Annotated in this window: 21 protein-coding genes; 15 read left to right on the top strand and 6 right to left on the bottom strand. The window is 33.5% G+C overall.

The annotated features are described in order from the left end of the window. The first annotated feature begins 93 nt into the window (after nt 1-93). The 3 genes from ACYQ3P_RS02995 (at nt 94) to ACYQ3P_RS02985 (ending at nt 3889) form a co-directional block, all read left to right on the top strand. Complete coding sequence (locus ACYQ3P_RS02995) at nt 94-1347, top strand: DNA methyltransferase (RefSeq protein ID WP_460176471.1); 1254 nt, start codon at nt 94-96, stop codon at nt 1345-1347. Next, complete coding sequence (locus ACYQ3P_RS02990; protein ID WP_460176470.1) at nt 1344-2048, top strand: MvaI/BcnI family restriction endonuclease; 705 nt, start codon at nt 1344-1346, stop codon at nt 2046-2048. The genes ACYQ3P_RS02995 and ACYQ3P_RS02990 overlap by 4 nt, the downstream gene beginning before the upstream one ends. 242 nt (nt 2049-2290) lie before the next feature. Then, complete coding sequence (locus ACYQ3P_RS02985) at nt 2291-3889, top strand: conjugal transfer protein TraG N-terminal domain-containing protein (RefSeq protein ID WP_460176469.1); 1599 nt, start codon at nt 2291-2293, stop codon at nt 3887-3889. Between the two features lie 27 nt (nt 3890-3916). Here the strand turns inward: ACYQ3P_RS02985 and ACYQ3P_RS02980 are convergent, their stop codons facing one another. Further along, entirely contained in the window at nt 3917-4102 is a 186-nt protein-coding gene (locus ACYQ3P_RS02980) for a hypothetical protein (RefSeq protein WP_460176468.1), read from the bottom strand. Nucleotides 4103-4307: 205 nt separating this feature from the next. Here ACYQ3P_RS02980 and ACYQ3P_RS02975 point away from each other — a divergent pair, with 205 nt between their 5' ends. The 6 genes from ACYQ3P_RS02975 (at nt 4308) to ACYQ3P_RS02950 (ending at nt 9651) form a co-directional block, all read left to right on the top strand. Continuing rightward, complete coding sequence (locus tag ACYQ3P_RS02975) at nt 4308-5621, top strand: ATP-dependent helicase (protein ID WP_460176467.1); 1314 nt, start codon at nt 4308-4310, stop codon at nt 5619-5621. 781 nt (nt 5622-6402) lie between these two features. Beyond that, on the top strand, nt 6403-7887 hold the full coding sequence (locus ACYQ3P_RS02970; RefSeq protein WP_460178037.1) for a helicase C-terminal domain-containing protein: 1485 nt from the start codon (nt 6403-6405) through the stop codon (nt 7885-7887). A 92-nt stretch (nt 7888-7979) separates the two neighbouring features. Next, a complete protein-coding gene (locus ACYQ3P_RS02965; RefSeq protein ID WP_460176466.1) occupies nt 7980-8336 on the top strand; it encodes a hypothetical protein in 357 nt (118 codons plus the stop codon). A gap of 155 nt (nt 8337-8491) precedes the next feature. Next, on the top strand, nt 8492-8707 hold the full coding sequence (locus ACYQ3P_RS02960; RefSeq protein ID WP_460176465.1) for a macro domain-containing protein: 216 nt from the start codon (nt 8492-8494) through the stop codon (nt 8705-8707). A 258-nt stretch (nt 8708-8965) separates the two neighbouring features. Beyond that, a complete protein-coding gene (locus ACYQ3P_RS02955; protein WP_460176464.1) occupies nt 8966-9193 on the top strand; it encodes a hypothetical protein in 228 nt (75 codons plus the stop codon). A 152-nt stretch (nt 9194-9345) separates the two neighbouring features. Further along, nucleotides 9346-9651, top strand: a complete 306-nt coding sequence (locus tag ACYQ3P_RS02950; RefSeq protein ID WP_460176463.1) for a hypothetical protein — start codon at nt 9346-9348, stop codon at nt 9649-9651. Here ACYQ3P_RS02950 and ACYQ3P_RS02945 read toward each other — a convergent pair. From ACYQ3P_RS02945 to ACYQ3P_RS02930, 4 genes are all read right to left on the bottom strand, one after another. Then, nucleotides 9648-10970 (bottom strand): HD domain-containing protein, encoded by a 1323-nt coding sequence (locus tag ACYQ3P_RS02945; protein ID WP_460176462.1) that lies wholly within the window; start codon nt 10968-10970, stop codon nt 9648-9650. The two genes, ACYQ3P_RS02950 and ACYQ3P_RS02945, sit on opposite strands and share 4 nt — an antisense overlap. Next, the gene (locus ACYQ3P_RS02940) at nt 10967-11764 is read right to left on the bottom strand and encodes a hypothetical protein (RefSeq protein WP_460176461.1); all 798 of its coding nucleotides are present in this window, start codon (nt 11762-11764) and stop codon (nt 10967-10969) included. Before ACYQ3P_RS02940 ends, ACYQ3P_RS02945 begins: the two co-directional genes overlap by 4 nt. Continuing rightward, on the bottom strand, nt 11764-12027 hold the full coding sequence (locus ACYQ3P_RS02935) for a helix-turn-helix transcriptional regulator (RefSeq protein WP_460176460.1): 264 nt from the start codon (nt 12025-12027) through the stop codon (nt 11764-11766). Before ACYQ3P_RS02935 ends, ACYQ3P_RS02940 begins: the two co-directional genes overlap by 1 nt. Nucleotides 12028-12154: 127 nt before the next feature. After that, nucleotides 12155-12988 (bottom strand): hypothetical protein, encoded by an 834-nt coding sequence (locus tag ACYQ3P_RS02930; protein ID WP_460176459.1) that lies wholly within the window; start codon nt 12986-12988, stop codon nt 12155-12157. Between the two features lie 445 nt (nt 12989-13433). Here ACYQ3P_RS02930 and ACYQ3P_RS02925 point away from each other — a divergent pair, with 445 nt between their 5' ends. The 6 genes from ACYQ3P_RS02925 to ACYQ3P_RS02900 all read left to right on the top strand — a co-directional run bounded on the left by ACYQ3P_RS02925 (nt 13434) and on the right by ACYQ3P_RS02900 (nt 17408). Then, nucleotides 13434-13715, top strand: coding sequence for a hypothetical protein (locus ACYQ3P_RS02925; protein ID WP_460176458.1), 282 nt, complete (start codon nt 13434-13436; stop codon nt 13713-13715). Nucleotides 13716-14232: 517 nt separating this feature from the next. After that, nucleotides 14233-15267: a hypothetical protein gene (locus tag ACYQ3P_RS02920; protein ID WP_460176457.1), complete on the top strand. Its 1035-nt coding sequence runs from the start codon at nt 14233-14235 to the stop codon at nt 15265-15267. 35 nt (nt 15268-15302) lie between these two features. Continuing rightward, nucleotides 15303-15782 carry a hypothetical protein gene (locus tag ACYQ3P_RS02915; protein WP_460176456.1) on the top strand — a complete coding sequence of 160 codons (480 nt, stop codon included), beginning with the start codon at nt 15303-15305 and terminating at the stop codon, nt 15780-15782. 14 nt (nt 15783-15796) lie between these two features. Further along, nucleotides 15797-16687: a hypothetical protein gene (locus ACYQ3P_RS02910; protein WP_460176455.1), complete on the top strand. Its 891-nt coding sequence runs from the start codon at nt 15797-15799 to the stop codon at nt 16685-16687. A 63-nt stretch (nt 16688-16750) separates the two neighbouring features. Next, complete coding sequence (locus ACYQ3P_RS02905; protein ID WP_460176454.1) at nt 16751-16939, top strand: hypothetical protein; 189 nt, start codon at nt 16751-16753, stop codon at nt 16937-16939. A gap of 88 nt (nt 16940-17027) precedes the next feature. Beyond that, nucleotides 17028-17408, top strand: coding sequence for a hypothetical protein (locus tag ACYQ3P_RS02900; RefSeq protein ID WP_460176453.1), 381 nt, complete (start codon nt 17028-17030; stop codon nt 17406-17408). Between the two features lie 39 nt (nt 17409-17447). Here the strand turns inward: ACYQ3P_RS02900 and ACYQ3P_RS02895 are convergent, their stop codons facing one another. Then, complete coding sequence (locus tag ACYQ3P_RS02895) at nt 17448-17852, bottom strand: hypothetical protein (protein WP_460176452.1); 405 nt, start codon at nt 17850-17852, stop codon at nt 17448-17450. Nucleotides 17853-17977: the final 125 nt, after the last annotated feature.

Here is a 17977-nt window from a genome sequence, read left to right as displayed (position 1 = left end):
GTTTTAGTAATAACATGTGACATTTTGATATAGTAACCACAGAGGCAATTCGCTGTCTTGTTTTTATAATAAAGAAATAGTTATACTAAAAAAATGTTTACATATGTAAACTCAAATATAGCATTTCGTATCAGAAGATCTGATTTAGATTTTCCCACAGTTCGAGCAAAAGAAGGAAGACATAAAATCCACGATTACCCCGCAATGCTTCACTACAAAGTTGTGGAATATCTGATTAAAGAATTTGGAGAGAAAGCAAAAATTTTATACGACCCTTTCTGCGGCAGTGGAGTTTGTCTTGTTGAAGGGTTAAAACAAGGGAAAAATGTAATAGGTACAGATATAAACCCACTTGCCCTACTTATCTCCGATGTAAGAACCCAAAACATTGCCAATCAAAACTTGGATGATATTTTGCATAAAATCAAACAAATATTTAATAAAGTTGAACCAGATATTCCACAGGTAAAAAACATAGAGTACTGGTTTAAAGAAAATGTGATCACAGCGCTTGGCAAATTAAAAAATGCAATTAAACACTTTACCAACTCAGATATCTACAAATTTCTTCTTGTTGTTTTTTCTCAAACTGTAAGAAAAGTTTCAAATAACCGAAAAGGAGAATTTAAACGCTATCGTATTAATTCTTCAAAACTTATAACCTATAACCCAAATGTATGGGAAGAATTTGAGAAACTCTTTTATGAATATGGAAAAGCCCTTACTGATGAATATCTTCCCCTTTTAGATAAGAAACTTCTGCTTATTGATGTAAGAACTCCTCTTGATTTTTTTGCAGACTTAGTTATAACTTCTCCTCCTTACGGAGACTCAAGAACAACAGTTGCTTATGGAGAATTTTCAAGTTTTAGTCTGGAGTGGCTGCAAGGTTTAAATCCCTATGGAGATATAGGAAAAATAAATATTGATAGGTTAAGTCTAGGTGGCAATAACTTAAAAACTAATATTGCTCAAAAAGTAAGTGATTACGTTTATGAACTTGCAAAAACACTCTGCCATATAGATGAAAAAAGAGCAAGCGATGTTTTTTCTTACTTTGACGACTTGTTTCTTGCTTGTAAAAACATTGTAGAAGTGGTAAGAGAAAATGGAACTATCATTTTTATAGTAGGAAATAGAACGATAAAAGGAATCCAAATCCAAACAGATATTGCGATAAAAGAATTTTTCGAAAGTTTAAATTGTAAACATCTTTTTACTTTTGTGCGAAAAATTTCTAATAAAAGAATGCCTATTTTTAATTCTCCTTCTAATAAACCAGGTCAAACACAAGAGACAATGAACGAAGAATTTATTGTGGTTATGAAGAAAGGTGGTTATATTTGAGGAAAAAGGATTTAATAAATAAATTAAAACAAATTAAAGAACAAGGATTTGTTAAAAGCTTCAGAAAAGGATCAACTGGAGTAGGATACACATTCGAAAAACTGCTTGGAATTCAAGAAAATAATATTCCCGTTCCAGATATAGGCGGCAGACTAGAAATAAAAGCCACACGCAAAGATTCAAATTCATTGTTGACATTATTTACTTTTAATAAAGGTATATGGCAGATAAAACAAAAAGATTTAATTGAACAATATGGATACGAAGATGAAAAAGGAAGAAAAGCTTTAAAGAAAACGTTAACTTTCAGCTCTTCAGATCCAACTTTTAAGCTTAGCATAGATGAAGGAAATCAATCCTTGATTCTTTACGATAAAAAACAAAATGAAATTCTAGCAATATGGAATTTATACGTAATTGTTGGAAAATTTTCTACTAAGTTAGACAAAGTTTTATATGTTCTAGCTGACAGGAAATTTGATGAATATAAAACCGAGTATTTTCACTATAATGAGATATATATATTATCAGAACCCAATATTAACAACTTTATTGCAGCTTTTAAAGATTCTGAAATTGCAATAGATTTACGTATGCATCTAAAAGATAACAAGCAGTCAGTAAGAAATAGAGGAACAGCCTTCAGAATATATGAGAAAAGCATAATGAAACTTTTCAATAAAATTGAACGCATATTGTAAGCAAACTATAATAATTTATTAGACTTAATTATCTTTCAATGTTTTTCGGACTCGTGAACAATAAAATTTTAAAGATATATATGTCTCACTTTTTAAAACGGTATTTATAACGGTATCAGTGAGTTAAATAAATTGCGAAATTCTATAAAAAATAGATAGCTAGCCAGTTTATTTCGAATCCCTTCACCTAATCAAATCGAAAGCATATGAACTTTTACAGCTCTTTAATATGAGGTTTTACAATGAGACACAATATTCTTGACAAGTGCCGAATAGTAGCCATCAGTGCTTTTATCAAAATTAATCTGTGGCTTGCTTTATGGATACCTTTATTTGTTATTCTTAACTCCCTAGCTGATTCTATGTTTGTTTCTTTTATTGAAAAAAGTGGTATAAATGCTTCAGGGATTACTCTGCTTACTGTTGATAAAATTCGCACTGAAGGTTATAGAATTTTAGGTTATATTGGTGCAGCCTCATGGACAGTACCAGCTCTTGCATGGGCAATTTTAAAAGGTGGAGAGTATGCTGTAACACATGCTTTAAGTATGGTTACAGGTGGAACTACGTCTGGAGCAGGTGTAGCACAATCAGTTGGTGCACAGGTAGGTGGTATGGGAAACATAACAGCAGGTGGATTTTCTCGAAATGCATTAGTATCCACCACACAGACAGCATACACAACCACGCATGGAGTTTACCAAGAAGGATTTGTTCGTGCTATGAGAAATATTGCTAGTTTTATGGGAGAGTCGTTACAAAGAGCTACCATGCTTCTTCAGCAACATGGATCATATGTTGACTCTCGAGGAACACGGCATGATTTTTATCTGGGACCAGATGGTAAATTTTATACTACCGGTCAGCGTGTTGGCTCTTCAGGGTATGTAGCACAAGCGGCAACTTCTTCTGAAGGATTGGGTGGTATTACAGCAGTAGGTCCTGAAGGGACTTTAACTATCGATCCAACTGGTCGGCTTGTTAGTGTTCAAACTAATATTCTGGGAATAGAAAAAGCTATGGCAGAACAGATAAGTAATGCACTGCAAGCATTAAATCAAATGAGTTTTTCTCAACAAAAAACGTTTTTAGAGCGATTTACAAGGGGTTCTATAACTACTGATACTGTGCGAACAGCCAGAGAAAAAATGAAATTACTTGATGAAAAAACAGTAGCACAAATAATAGATTTTTTTGGAAAAGCAGGAATGCAAATAAACAGGAGTGAAGCAGAAGCAATAGTTAAAGAAATCGGTGGAACGGCAGATTTATCAGGAATATCTAGGCTAATCGGAAAAGGTAAAGTTGGTCAAATGATTGCAGGTTTACTAGCTAAACTTACTGGTTCAATAAGAGACATACACCGTGATATAAAAAGTGAAGATAACTATGAAGATAGAGGAACATCCAATAATACACAGATTGCCAGCAGAACTGGAGATAGTGACAAACGAATTGATACCACAAGCCATGAAACTGCAAAGGTTGTACAACGTCTGCATGAAATAGCACAGGAGTATAGAAAAGGTATAAGTCAAATATATTCTGAAACTATAAGCAGTATTAAAAGCAGTACAACACAAATTACTACAAATCTTTTGCCAATGTTGGTAGAACGTATAGGAGACAGAAACTTTTATTTTATATCAGATCCATCTGATCGTTATGGACTGGCGTTAAAATATGTAACTAATCTTGCGTTAACTAATCCTCAACAACTGCAAGCTGAATTACAAGCAATAATGTATCAAACTCCAGAAGAAGAAAAAGCAAAAAGTAATATCTTTAATCAAAGAGAAAAAATAGAAGAGCAACAAATTCCACCTAGAAAATCAAAATAAAAAATTAACTTTTTGCAAATAAAAAAATTATTCAAGATCTCTCTCTGGATCACCTGGCATATCAAATATGCCTGGCATTATGTAATAATAACAAATTGCATCATCGTAAGTATCATCCAATACATCATCATATTCGTCGCCAGATACATTATTGCTTTCTTTGTTTTTTACTGTTTCTGATTTTTCAAAAATTCTCTGCAACCATTTAAACATTTTTTGTTACTTCCTCCTTGTAGTATTTTCTGTATTTATATTATAGCAAATTAATCCAGTTTGAATTATTACTTTCTACTACTGTCTCTTTTGTCTACTATTTATGAACTTTGTGAACAGAAACCATTAAAAAAATACCATTTAGAAAGAATGCAAAAAGTAATTAAAAATAAAGTAGTTACAAATTTAAAAAAGGAGGGAGTTATTGCAAGAAAGAAGTAGTTTTTTTACAATTACAGCCTTACAAACCATAAACCTTAACTCCGAGCAGTATCAAGCAGTAACTCACATTAATTCTCCTGTACTTGTTGTAGCAGGAGCTGGAAGTGGCAAAACCAGAGTAATTACTGCCAAAGTGCTTTATTTAATAGAGCAAGGTATTGCCCCTGAGAGAATCCTGGCAATAACCTTTACCAGAAAAGCTGCTGAAGAAATGAAAAAGCGTGTGCAGGATACACTTGGCGTTAGACCTCCATATATACTTACATTTCATAGTTTTTGTCTTAAATTTCTTAAGGAAGAACTTCCCACTGTTTCATCCAGATACACTAAAGATTTTGTAATTTATGATGAACATGACTCCATTACAATAATTGAAAACATTATAGAACAATTTGAATACTCCAGATTAGCCCCTGAGACCGTGGCAGCATCAATTTCAAAGGCAAAGCAAAGGTATATCAATGGTTCAGATCTCTCATCTTATTTAAAAACGGCTGAGCTTATTTCAATTTACAAAGAGTATCAAAAACAGCTTGTGCGTTCTAATGCAATGGATTATGATGATCTTCTTTATCATACGGTAAGAATTCTTCTTAAGTATCCCAAGATAAGAGATAAATGGAATTCTGCTTTTGATTATATTCTTGTTGATGAGTATCAGGATACAAATGAGATACAGTATCAACTTCTTCAACTTCTTACAACCAGACACAAAAACATCACAGTTGTAGGTGATCCTCAGCAGTCGATTTACGGTTTTAGAGGAGCCTGTGTAGGAAATGTTAAAAAATTTGTTCAGGATTTTAATCCTAAAATCGTCAAACTTGGACAGAACTATCGTTCTACTCCATCGATTTTAAATATAGCAAACAGGATTTCTTCTTCAATGAATGGATTTTTTAAAGAGTTGCTTGTGACATTATATACGGAGAATAAGGACGATGGAGAGGTGGCAATTAATGTTTGTGAAAGAGAGGAAGAGTTTATAGCTAAGAAAATTCTTGAACTCACTGCAAAAGGTATTAAGTATCAGGACATAGCAATACTCATTCGGGTGTCTTTTCTTTCTTTTTCGATTGAGAAAGCTTTGGCTCGGTATGGAATTCCTTACCGGGTGCTACATGGGATAGAATTTTTTTCTCGTTCTGAAATTAAAAATCTTCTTATGTATTTGCGTTTTCTTATCAATAATAAAGATACAGTTGCTTTCCAGAGAATAATCAATATTCCAAAAGGAAAAATAGGAAAGAGAAAACTAAGATTAATTGAACAGCATTATGAATCCTCGTGGATCTAGGCTTTAGAAAATGTAAAAATTCACTTAGATAAAATCAGCAACCAAAAATTGAAAAATTTTTGGAATTGTATTATCAATATAGCCCTTCTGCAAATCAAAAACCTTATACTGTACTTTCAGAACTCCTCTTAGCAAAATTATATCATAACCTGATATTTTTGAAATTTTTGAGTAAACTCAAAGAGGATATTGAGTTTTGTATGATTTAGCTCAAAGCTCTTTCTTATAGATGACCTTCATTAAGGTGGTATATTGGAAAAAGGTAAAAAGATAGAGAAGCTAAAAAACTCTATCTTCCCGAAAAAGAAATCCCCTCTTTGAGAGGACAAATAAATAAGAAGAGGTAAAAAGTATGAAACAAGTATCTATGACAGGAGTTGTTGTAAATCCAAAGTACTAAGAGAAAAAGAACTCTAAGCAATTCTTAAAATTAGCAGTTGGTACTCAAAATGCAAAAGGAATAGAGTTTTATGCTTTTAAAATATTTGGTCAGTATTTAAAAACACTCTTTCAGTAGAGAAAGACTGGAAAGGTCGTCTCTATACAAGGAGAGCTTTTTCAGAGGAAAGGTGAAAAAAATACATTCGTTGATATTATAGCTAACAGAGTAGAATTCATTCCTATCTGTAGAAAAATTGAAGAACATTTCTAATGTAACTCTCCTAATCAACAAGCCCTGATAGAGATGTATCGGGGCTTTTTTATTTGTATCCGTAACACATTAAAAATCTTATAGTCTACACAAGAATGAAATTATAAAAAGAAAGGAGGTAAAAATGTTATCTTTTATAAAAAACTTTTATTATCCAAAAAAGAACAAGAAAATCAAGAAAAACATGCAGAAAATTTCTCTTTTGTCTCTACCTCATCTCTTCATCTTAAAAAAGAACAATCCACTATTATTGAGTTCCTACAAAATTCAGACAGAATTGTTGCTGTTGAAGCCCCTGCAGGTATAGGCAAAACTGTTGCTTACCTGTACTACATCAAGGAAACAGGTTGTAGGGCTATTGTCTCCTCGTTCACTAAATCTCTCCAGGACCAGATTGTTCAGGATATCCAAAAATTCTTCCCTGATTTATCTTATGTAATTATCAGAGGAAAAGCAAACTATATCTGTAAAGACAAAATCTCCCTTCTTCCTTCACAAGAACAAAAGCTTATTTTCTCTAACATACCGAAAATCTCTAAACAGGTCTTGGAAAAGGTTAAGGTTACCTCTCAGTACTGCAGACCTGAATACCAATGTCCACATAAACATTCATGCGAATATGCGCTTCTTCGTGAAAAAGCTAAATACGCTCAGGTCATTATTATAAATCACTTTCTAATTAATGCTTTCTCTAACTCTTTTGATGGTTGCCTTATTATCGATGACTGTCAACATCTTGAAAAAGCTCTGAAACAGGAAGTTGAGTTCACTAAAGATGACTTTGAAGAACCTGTTGAACCTAACCCCAGTGCTTTTAACTCACAGCAAAAATACAATAAAGCCTTGGAAGAATATCTCATCCACCTGGAAAAGTTTCAGTTAATTCAACAACTGGAAATCAAAGAGCCCGGAACATATCCCGTCGAAATTCCCCTACAACTGGATAATCCAAGTAAAATTATTTTTATCTCCGCTACTTTACCTGATGTATTCCCGGTGGAAATTCAGGACTCATACATAATCTCCGACAAAAGAAACTGGGAACGTATAAAAGTTACCGTAAAAAATGTTAACTACAAACAAAATAACTACTTCAATGTTCTGTCCAATCAAATACAGTATGCACTTAGACATTATCCAAAGGTGATCATTCTTTCTACCTCTTTCGATCAGCTAAAACTAATTGAACAAAAATTCCCTACAATCCAGACTCAGCTTAAACATTCTCCGTTTCAGCTAGCTCAGATGCTCAAAAACGGTCAAGTTCAAGCTATCGCTGGTTGTAACGCTATGTGGACCGGTATTGATGTCCCCGGAGAAAAGTGCATCATCATGACCAAACTCCCATTTCCCAACCTGGACAAAGAAACTGAATTTACCAAGTCGGTCTCCAAAATGGTTACTACACTCAAACAGGGTTTTGGTCGTATGATGAGATCTCCAGATTGTAAGGGTGAAATTATCCTCCTTGACAACAGGATTTACTCCTATCCCGATGTCATCGGGATCCTCAACGAACTTAAATCTAAAAATGCTACAGTTAACATTGAAGTGCCAGAACCTACTGCACACTCCAACAAGGTTGTTCCTTTAGCTGTTAAGAAAGTATCATAAAATCTTTCAATCTACGTGTGGGTGAGTCTCTACAACACTACCAGAGATTGCTCCAACAACCTACAAATCTTCAGTCTACATCAGGGTAAAAAGTGCCAAAACCAGCTGTGGCTAGAGTTATTCACTTATACAAACCCCTCCAACAAATAAAATCCTTTAGTCTACATATGGGTGAAATTCCCACCTTTGGTGGGTTTATTCCTAAACCAAAAAAGGAGGTAAACATGTCCAGAAGTCCTTTTTGGGAGGTATGGGATGAGCTTTATTTCAAGAAACGCTCTGAACGCTCTGGTTTGCCAGAGCTTAAAGAATTTCTTCGAGAGTTAAACCATTATTATCTCACAATCGAGCAGGCAAAAGAGCTCTGCAGATGCTTGCTAAGCGAATATCAGATCGTTGAATGGGCAGCAGAAATCCTAAAAAATTATATGAAATCAGAAGTGTTCTAAAAATAAAAAAACAGTAAACCAGTAAATCTTTCAGTCTACATGTGAGTGAGTTACACCAGAAAAAAAAAGTACCAAAATCTGCTACACACTTAAATCTTTTATTCTACTTCAAGTGACCTTCCATTGGAAGGGTAACTAACCAATCAGGAGATATTATGATAAAAATTTTAAAAGGCAACTTGTTTAAATCAAAATGTCAAACCCTTGTTAATCCAGTTAACACCGTAGGCACTATGGGGAAGGGACTTACCCTTGAGTTCAAAAAACGTTTCCCCGATATGTTCAAAGATTATAGAAAGCGATGTGCCGAATGCAAGATCAAACTGGGTGAACCTTACCTCTATACAAAAAGTGGGGTATCACCTCCATAGCAATCCCCCCCTTATTAAGAAGATTCTATTTAATACCAAAATTCTTCAGTCTACATATGGGTAAATTTCGTTTATCTCTTTTTTTTGCCTTCGACACAAATAGAAGACAAAAACATAAAAAACAAATCTTTTAGTCTACATCAGGACGAAACTACCACATTAAGACTTGCATCCCTTACTAAACCATCACATAAAACAACTCTTGCCAGTGGCACGTTCTGTTCGTCAAAACAAAAAATCAAAAAAAGGAACTGTTTTTTGTTCGTTAATATAACCAAAGGTTATATTATCCCAGGAAAAAGTTTGGAGAAACCTCTTTTAGACAGACTTATCCCGTTTGAAAAACACCCATTTTCACTTAAAAAGAATAATGGGGCAAAGAGAAATGACTTTGTTCATAAAAAGTATTACTACCAACCTCAAACAACACTAAAAATTAACTCTCCAGCAAACACCAAGTCGACATTTTTAGCTAAAATCGGTTAAAAACATTTTCCAATTTTAACCAGTTGGTTAAAACTTTAAACCTTAACTACACAGTTTTAACCAAATTTAACCAACTTTAACCAATTTTAACCAACAATAAAAAATAATACATCAATAAGCACCTACATATTCAAACAAGAGGAGAGGGAGATATGAAAGTAAAATTTGTAATTACTCTTGATTCTAAAAAGCATGCAGATATTATCAACATTTTTGAAAAGATTGATGCAGAATTAAGGAAGCATGTTATAGTTGCTGGAGTACGTCTTCTTTTACAAAATCCAGAGAATTTTCTTTCGACATTAATTCATGATGAATCAAATTCTGAGAAAGGAGAAACTTTACAGAAAGAAAAAATAAGAAGCCAAGCGTCAATAAAGAAGGACAAGTTGGAAAGTTTTACAAAGGGAGAAGAATCTCAAAATCCGTATAAAATTGACTTTGGCAGTATTTTTTAAGAAGGGATTACTACTTCGATAATTCCCAATCGTCCTGCTGATTTTTTTAAAAGGTCGCTTTTATCGATTTTTAGATATTCTACCACCTTATCCAGGAGTAGGATAAGGTACATTCTTTTGATAGGTTTTCCTTTCCATGCGGTAAGTTGTGTAGTAAGGGTAACTGTTTTTGAGTATTTGTTCAATGGGATATCAGGGGAGACGAGGTTTTCTGTGCGTAATTTTCCAACTATTTTTTCAAGAGCCTGTTCTTTATTTGTTTCGTAGAGGAAGAGTTCATCTACTATTCCATTTTTTATCACCATATCTTTGGCAACATCGTATACCACCTGAGGATCAACAAAGATGTAATCGTTCCAGATGAAGGCTTTCAGTGAATCGGTCTGGACTGAGTCTACGATTTTTATGAGGTTGCCAAGGTAGGTTGACAAATCAAAGTAGCTGTCGAATGATTTAATTGTGTAGTTTCCTTTGCTCATCATTTCGAGAGCTCTTGCTTTATGGTCGGCGTGTTTAAGGAAACTCCACCATTGTTTATCGACATCCTGAGGGACTTCCTGTGAGTGGTGGTATCTGATAACATGCAGTGCTTTTTGTAGCCATTTTGGAGACGGCATAGAGCTGGCAAGGTTAGAGATATATCTTTCAGCAATGATTGGGTGTTCTTTAGTTGTGTATTGACCTTGATGAACTGAAGGGATTTTACCGATATCGTGTCCTAATGCCAGGAACAGGGCAAGTGGGATATGGGGCTGTATGTTTTCGTATGTTTCATCCAAAATTTTCATCATTTCGAAGGCTACGTTATAAACATGTTCTTTCAATGTGACATCGCTTAGCACGTGTTTAACTGTTTTTAGGTCGACCATTTCTCTATCGTTTACAATACTTGGGCAATTTCCTTCTTTTTCGATTAATTCAAGCAGGCTCATTACCAGCTGGTAAGCATTCTGGTTTTTAAATTCCTCGACATTAGGTTCAATGATTTCGGCAATGATTCTTTTTGTTTCGTTACTAATTATGTCATTGCTAACAGATGAAGCTCCTGAAGAAGGTTCAGGTTGAGGTTCTTGTAGTTCTGAATTTTCTTCTGTAACATCTTCGGGGGAAAAATCTGTTTCTATTACAGAAGAGAATTCTTTAGTTTCATTTTCTGGCATTGTAGGTCCATCTTTGTTATATCGAAGCCAGATTGCCTGAGCCAGATCCTCAAGTGGAACTTCAATTACATTTTGAGTGAGATGATTTTTTCTATCTTTTAGGATGATAACGATAATTGCCAGTAACATAGCTGTTATCAAAGCAACAATCACCATCATAGTTTACTTTTCCCCTGACAATCATTTTTGGAGATAGAGCATACTTTTGATGGAACAGAATGTAAAATTGTTTTAAAAAGCAGGTATTCTTTTATTTTGTCAGCTCCAAGCAAAAATTTTTTCTCTCCGTTTTCATTACAGTAAAGGACTGGCACAGAGTTTATGTCTAATGCTTTCAAAATGCTACTTACATTTTCTGCTTCAATTTTTTCAACTGAGATAGCTTTTTTTTCACAAAACTGAATCACTTCCTCACAGTGGGGACAGTTCTTAGAGTATATAAGCACCTGATCAGAGAGAGGAAGTAACTGATTGATTTGAGGACTTACAAAATAAGTCATGAACAAAACTCCAGCAAAGCTGGTAAGAGCGAAAATCATTTCGTTTTTTCTTTTTAGAATTCGGATAATTGTAGCAAGTAGCAAGATTGCAAAAACAGCCAGACAGAAATAGCAGAAGTTTTTTACAACAAATATCTGGAAACCTACAAGATATCCCTCTATAGCAAGAGCTGTAGTAAGAGTGAGGGAGTGTCCAAATGTTGCAAAAGTGGACTTACCTTTTAATTCCCTCAAGGTAAAGATAATTAACAAGCCGAAGAGTGCAATTCCTGTAAGTAGAAGAACCAGGTCTCCTCCTTTTACAAAGCTCTCTACCACTCTACAGCCCTCTGTAGTACATAAACTTTTGCCAGAAAGGTAAAAGACTGTTTCTACCACTAAAAGAATCAAAGCAATAGAATATAATGCCAGCAGAGGGCAGTTAAACCTCACTTTTTGCATTTTTGTTTTCATTAGCAACCTCCTTTTGCTACTTTACCAATATGCTTTTCTCTTTTTGTTATCTGCAAGCTTACCTGCGTAGAATCAACATCAACTGTTTTTTCTTTAAGCCACCTCTCAATTGCCTCTGGATCAAATCTGAGTGCACGTTTTGAAAGACGAATAACAGGAATTTTTCGATAAAAAACTAACTGATAAATGCTCTGTTTCGATAAAGAAAGCATCCTTGCCACCTCATCAACAGTTAATAACTTTTTCTCTTTCATGTCACTCATATTACATCCCTCCCTTTTTTTTTGCTGTTTAAAAGCGTTTTAAAGCCAAAATTAGCCGTTTTGTGAGAAAACCTATATGAAACATCATCTTTCCCCTAAAAAAGGGAAAATTAAGCCTTTTACGCTTTTATGGGGGAGAAGGTGAAGGTAGTCCAAATTTGCTTTTTATGTACTGCAGTATATGTTTAGCTCCGTCGAAGACTATCATACCAAAGCCTGTGTATTGCCATTCAATTTTCAACCTTTTCATATGATTTTCAAGCCATGTTTTAATGCCTTTAAGCTTTGCCACTGCCTCCTGATATGTTTTAAACACTATTTTGTTGATTAGCTCATAGTTAAGGACTCCTCTTGAACTACCCCAGAATTTACCAATGTGGTTGAGGTGTGGAATTTCTTGAGGTTTGCTGATAAGTACTTCTGAGTATTTTTCAAACAAATTTTTGAAAACTATGAAAGGATTTGTTTCTATTGGAAAGTGGTCTATAACATTTCCACCTACCAGTCTGTTCCATGCTTCATCCAGGTGGCTCACAGAAGTTTGTCTTGAAAGAAACATAACCACAACATACTGTTTGTTTTGTATATCGTAGCCAATAAACCAAACAAATTTTATTTCTCTAAATCTTAACAAGTGCAAAAAGGAATTCAATCCACTTTTAAAGTTTTCAAGTTTTTCTTGGGAAGTCTCAAGAGAAAAAATAAAGCAGTATTGCCAGAGTTCTTCTGTATTTCGCATAAAGAAATTCAAACGCTGCACTGATCTTTTAGAAAACTTTCTAATGTTACTTCCCTTTGGTCTTCCTGAAACACGGTCTTTAGAAGAGTTTCTTTTCTTCAAAGAGGGAAAATGCATTTCAATGACAACATCCCGTGGATACTGCTTTACATACAAAACTGTTGGTTCATTTCTACCTTTAATCCTCCTTAACAGCTTATCTAAATACTCTTTCCTCTCCATAACCACTCCTTAAGTTTTTTTCACTGGTCTATTAGAAGTATTACCAACAGTGTTTCTCTCTACTTCTACCAGAAGGTTTGTTTGACACCTAAGAAAAGTTGTTCTTCGAAAGCTATTTTTCACAAAAGTTTGCTATTTTCTTTTTACGAAGTAAAAAGAAAACTTTATTCCATAAAGTACGCTTATATAGTAAAAGATAGATTTTCTCCATATCGTACGTATTTTTTTTTTTTTTTTTTTTTTTTTTTTTTTTTTTTTTTTTTTTTTTTTATCGTACTACTGGTATAAAGCGTTCTATTCTATAAAGAACGTTCTATATAGTAGAAGCGTTCTATACAGTAAAAAAAAAATATATAACTGGCTATTTTTCATTACGGACGAATACCCCTATCTTTTTTTCAAAAGCTGGTAATACAGAGAATAACAACAGAGTTAAGATTGGCTGATGGAAGGTTATGGTGTTGATAGTATAGTTATTGGAGTGGTATCAAAAAACCTACCAGATGCTGAGTGTTATTTAGTTCAGGTATTTGTTAATGGTAACAGAGATGCAGGTAGAGTGTTTGCTCAGCTACCGAAGCAGAATGCGGTAAAGCAGTACAGGATAGGTGAGTCTTTGCTGGCGGCGGTAGAAAGCATTCGTGGTGCACGAATAACTCTTACTCAAAGGAATGAAGTTTTTTCATTCTTCGAACGAACACTGTCATTTAAAAAAGGATCGAACTAAATTTCTTAGCCATCTACATTTTTATATTCATAAAGTATCTTTCTGATTATGAAGGCATATATATTAAGTTACAGGAGTTTATATAAATTTAGAAACTAGCCAAAGCCTTTCTATTTCAACTTATTTGACTAAAAAGAAATAAAAATGGAAATGAAAACTATGTTTTTGGTCCCTTTGAAAGTATCGATAGCTACGAAGACACAAAAGTAGATCTCTTTTACGACGAAAAAGAAGAAAAATACAAACTTGTCCGATACATAGATTTTTGAAATAATCTTCTAATCTACCTCTTATGAATTTCTGCTAAAATACCTGCTTCTCCAAATATATGCGCCATGTGCAGAGTTGTAAGTTGTGCACAAAGCGCATATGAGGTATGTGCCAACTTATAGGTTTGGCACAAAAGACATATGTCCTATGTGCAGACTTGTAGGTTTTGCACAAAAGACATATGTAATACATAACATGAGCAAATAATGGTTATTAGAAGATTTTTATAAGAAAGGAGGACTAGTTAATGAATGAAGGTATTAACAAAGATATGCAAGTAAGTATTCAGGATAGTGCTGATGCTATTCAAAATGTTAGTGATTCAATTTGTTGTTCTGAAAAAGTAATTCCTGATGTTAGTTCTTATGAACATCTTTTTCATGTAGTAAGTGAGCTTTATCGAAAGATATTATCTATGAATGAATTTTTAACTTATCAATCAATAACTTCTTTGTTAAACACGATTTGTCAGCAAAACAACATTCCGTATAATAAGGATTTATTGCACTTAGTATTGGTATATATAACGTTTGTTGATGTTGTAATGATTGAAGAAATCAAGCGGGTAATACCATTAAAAAAAGGAAAAAAACCATATTTTATTCGTCGATTAAGACGAAATATTTTAGAGCGTGGAGTGTATAAAGCTGAGGGGATTCATTATCAGATTTATTTTTTGATATTAAAAAGCAGAGAGAATTATGATAGAAATTCTCCTATTTTTAAAAAGTTACAGCAAAAATGGTTAAAGTTTAAAAGACAGACAGTTTTTGAAGCGATTGTGAAGTTGCGTGGAACACTTTCTGGTGAAGATACTTCAATTCTTAAATTAAATTATCCAAAAACGAATTTTTATCGTGGTATTTTTAGTGTTTTAGAACAAATTAATAATTCTTATGAAATTCGAAAAATTCGTAATGTCAGAATGTTTAGAAAACTTCATAACCTTCCTGCAAATCTTGAATTTAGTGATTTTAATCAACTTTACCAAGAATATTCCCAACTGGTAAATATTTATGAAGAAAAAATTGCAAAATTAACTGCAAAAGTTCAGAATTTGCTTAAAAAGGTAGAATTGTATCGGGAGCAGGCTAATATTGCAAAGGCAATAGCTCTTAATGCTTGTATTCCTGTTTTTGTTACGAATGAAAAAATTATGTGGGATGCTTTATCTCGCATACCAGGCATACCATCTGAAGTTGTTGAAGAACTTGTTAACTACTATTTTGATACAGGATTAAGAGCCTTTTATGACAAAATAGCAAAAAGCAAAATGAAATAACTAAAAAACCATAAAATAAAATTAAGGAGGCTATTATGAAAGAAGAATTTTTTGATGAGCTATTACCTGACGAAATTTTTTTAGCTGAAATAGCAAAAGAACCGCCACCAGCAATTCCTGAACATGTTATTGAAAAAGTTCTCACTAACCCTCAGTCGCCTTTTCATACAGAGCAGATTTATAAACAATTTGAAGAAACTTTTCTTAAACTCCGAAATACAAGCTATTTGAGTGATACAGACCTGTATGTTGAGTGGTTTACAAATCTTAAAAATTCTCTTTTCTTAGAAAAAGTTGCACAGGAATATACAGTAGAAGTATTAGGAGATTTAGCACTACATTTACCTCCTCAGAGAATATTGTTATTTGCTAAGGCATTTAAAACAAGAATTATTGATAGTGCACTTGAAAAGCTTAGAAATTCATCCCCTTCTCTTGAAGAAATTATTCAAGAGACTACTAGATCTATAGAAAAAACATATGGTGTTGAAATATTACCTTTATTCAAAATTTAACTTAGGAGGGTTAAATGCCACTTGCAGGTTTTATTTGTCCTGATGGAACAAAAACAAAACTTAAAGATTGTCTTTCTAAATGTAAACACAAAGAAAAGTTTCCGGCAGGAAGATGTAAAGCAAGACCTTTACTGGTTAGAATAAGTGCAGAAAAAAAATGGGATGGCACACCATCAGAAACACAATTAATCAGTGGAACAAGAGAAATGCTGTTAAAAATTACACAAGAATACTTTGTGTCTCCTGATAGAAAAATTCCTGCTGTCATTGGTAGTAGTGTTCATAGTCAATTATACAAGATAACAGACTCAAAATTTGCAGAAGAAACTTTAGTCAATGACATACTTTCTGGCACTTATGACTTTTATGATCCAGAACTACAAGTTCTTTTTGATTATAAAACATGGGGAGCATGGAAAGTTTCAAAAATTATAAAAGGTAATACTCTTGAACAAGCTGATGCACTTTTTGAAACAGTAATTCAGTTAATGAAGTACAAGATACTTTTAAATGAAAAACATCCATCAATTCCAATTAAAGGATTGGCAATTCAGGTAGTAAGCAGAGAATCTGATCTTAAATCAGCTACAGAAAAAGGAATGAACTCTAATTCTCCATTAATTCTTATTCCGTTAATAGATGATGATGTTGTTAAACAGTACTTTGATTTGAAATCAAGTGCTCTTGAAAAAGCTTTAGCAGAAAAGTGGGCTCCAGTTTGTAGTAATAGAGAATCGTGGAATAAAAGAAAATGTGAAAAATACTGCGATGTTAATGAGATATGTTCAAAAATGGAAGATAAAAATTCTTCTGATTGGGATGATTTGATTTTAGAAATTAGTCTTGTAGAAACAGCTATTGTTAAACAAATAGCTAGTGCATCGAAAAATATAAAAGTTTTCTAATTTTTATATCTTCTGATCTACATAAAGGTGAGATTAAAAAAAATTACACTAGGAGGTGTTTATATGTTTAGAAAAGCTCAAAGAAAAAGAGCAAAATTAAGACTGGCAATAGCTGGTCTGAAGGGATCAGGAAAAACCTATTCAGCTTTATTAATTGCAAGAGGAATTGGTGGAAAAACAGTCCTCATTGACACAGAACATGGCTCAGGAAAATGTATGCTGATCTTTTTGATTATGATGTTGGCACAATAACTTCTACATTTTTTCCAGAAAAATATTTTGTCTTGTGAGCTTTTATTCCTTGTATAGTAAAGAAATAAAAAACTTTTAGGAGGTGTAAGTGACAGGAAAAGAACTAATAGTTACGGAGGAAGGAGATTTAAATCTATTAGTAAGTCGGAAAGAAGAAGAAAGCATATTGAACCACAAATGTCCAAAATGTGGCAAACCATTAAAAAAAGTATTTAACAACCGATTTGTGGTTTATAAGTGTGAGAAATGCAACTGGTCAATTCAGGTAAAGAACAAAAATCAGTGGATAGTTAATCTAGAAAATTTGCATTGTTATGCATGTAATGCCAATTTAGGTGACTACATATTTCAGATCACACAGCAGAGGGGAGAAATTGTTGAACACATAATTACTCGTAAAAAAGGATTACTGATAAGATGTCCAAGGTGTAATGTAGAGTGTGTTATAGATCTTGAAACAATACATTAAGCATATGGAATAAAAATGGATAGATAATCCTCGACTTTTTTAATGCTCAATAATCATTTCTGCAAAATTATCTGTTCCGCATCGGCAAATCCATATAGCTCCAAACTTCCCTGTTGACATATCCTGTCCGATACTGACACTGCTTGCGAATTCTTCTGGACTTAATTGTATGGCTTTCATCCCGCAGTTTTTACATACAGCATCTTCGAGGGAAATATCTAATTTGGCAGGTACTTCTTTGGGAAGTTTTTTAAATTCAAATACATCAGACCACTGACAGTTTGGACAGTATCGCTGAATGGTATCTTTTTTTATCTTTTTAAGTTCAATTTTACTTTCGCATTCAGGACAGAATTCCACATAAGTCTTGGGGTCTTTCTCGTCAAAGTCACATCTTAGGATATACCTTTTTCCTGATTTTGATACAGCTGTTACAAACTTCATAATGCATCCTCCTTTTTATGAATTTATTATAGCAAGCAGTATTGCATCTGCTTCGTCATGTTTAAGTTTTTTTCTTAGTAATCTTTTCAGCTATAGCTAGGTCTAACATTTTTTTCTATGTTTTT

Source organism: Thermodesulfovibrio hydrogeniphilus (assembly GCF_054657355.1).
Note: the sequence above shows the minus strand (reverse complement) of the source record. Positions and strands in the feature narration are given on the sequence as shown.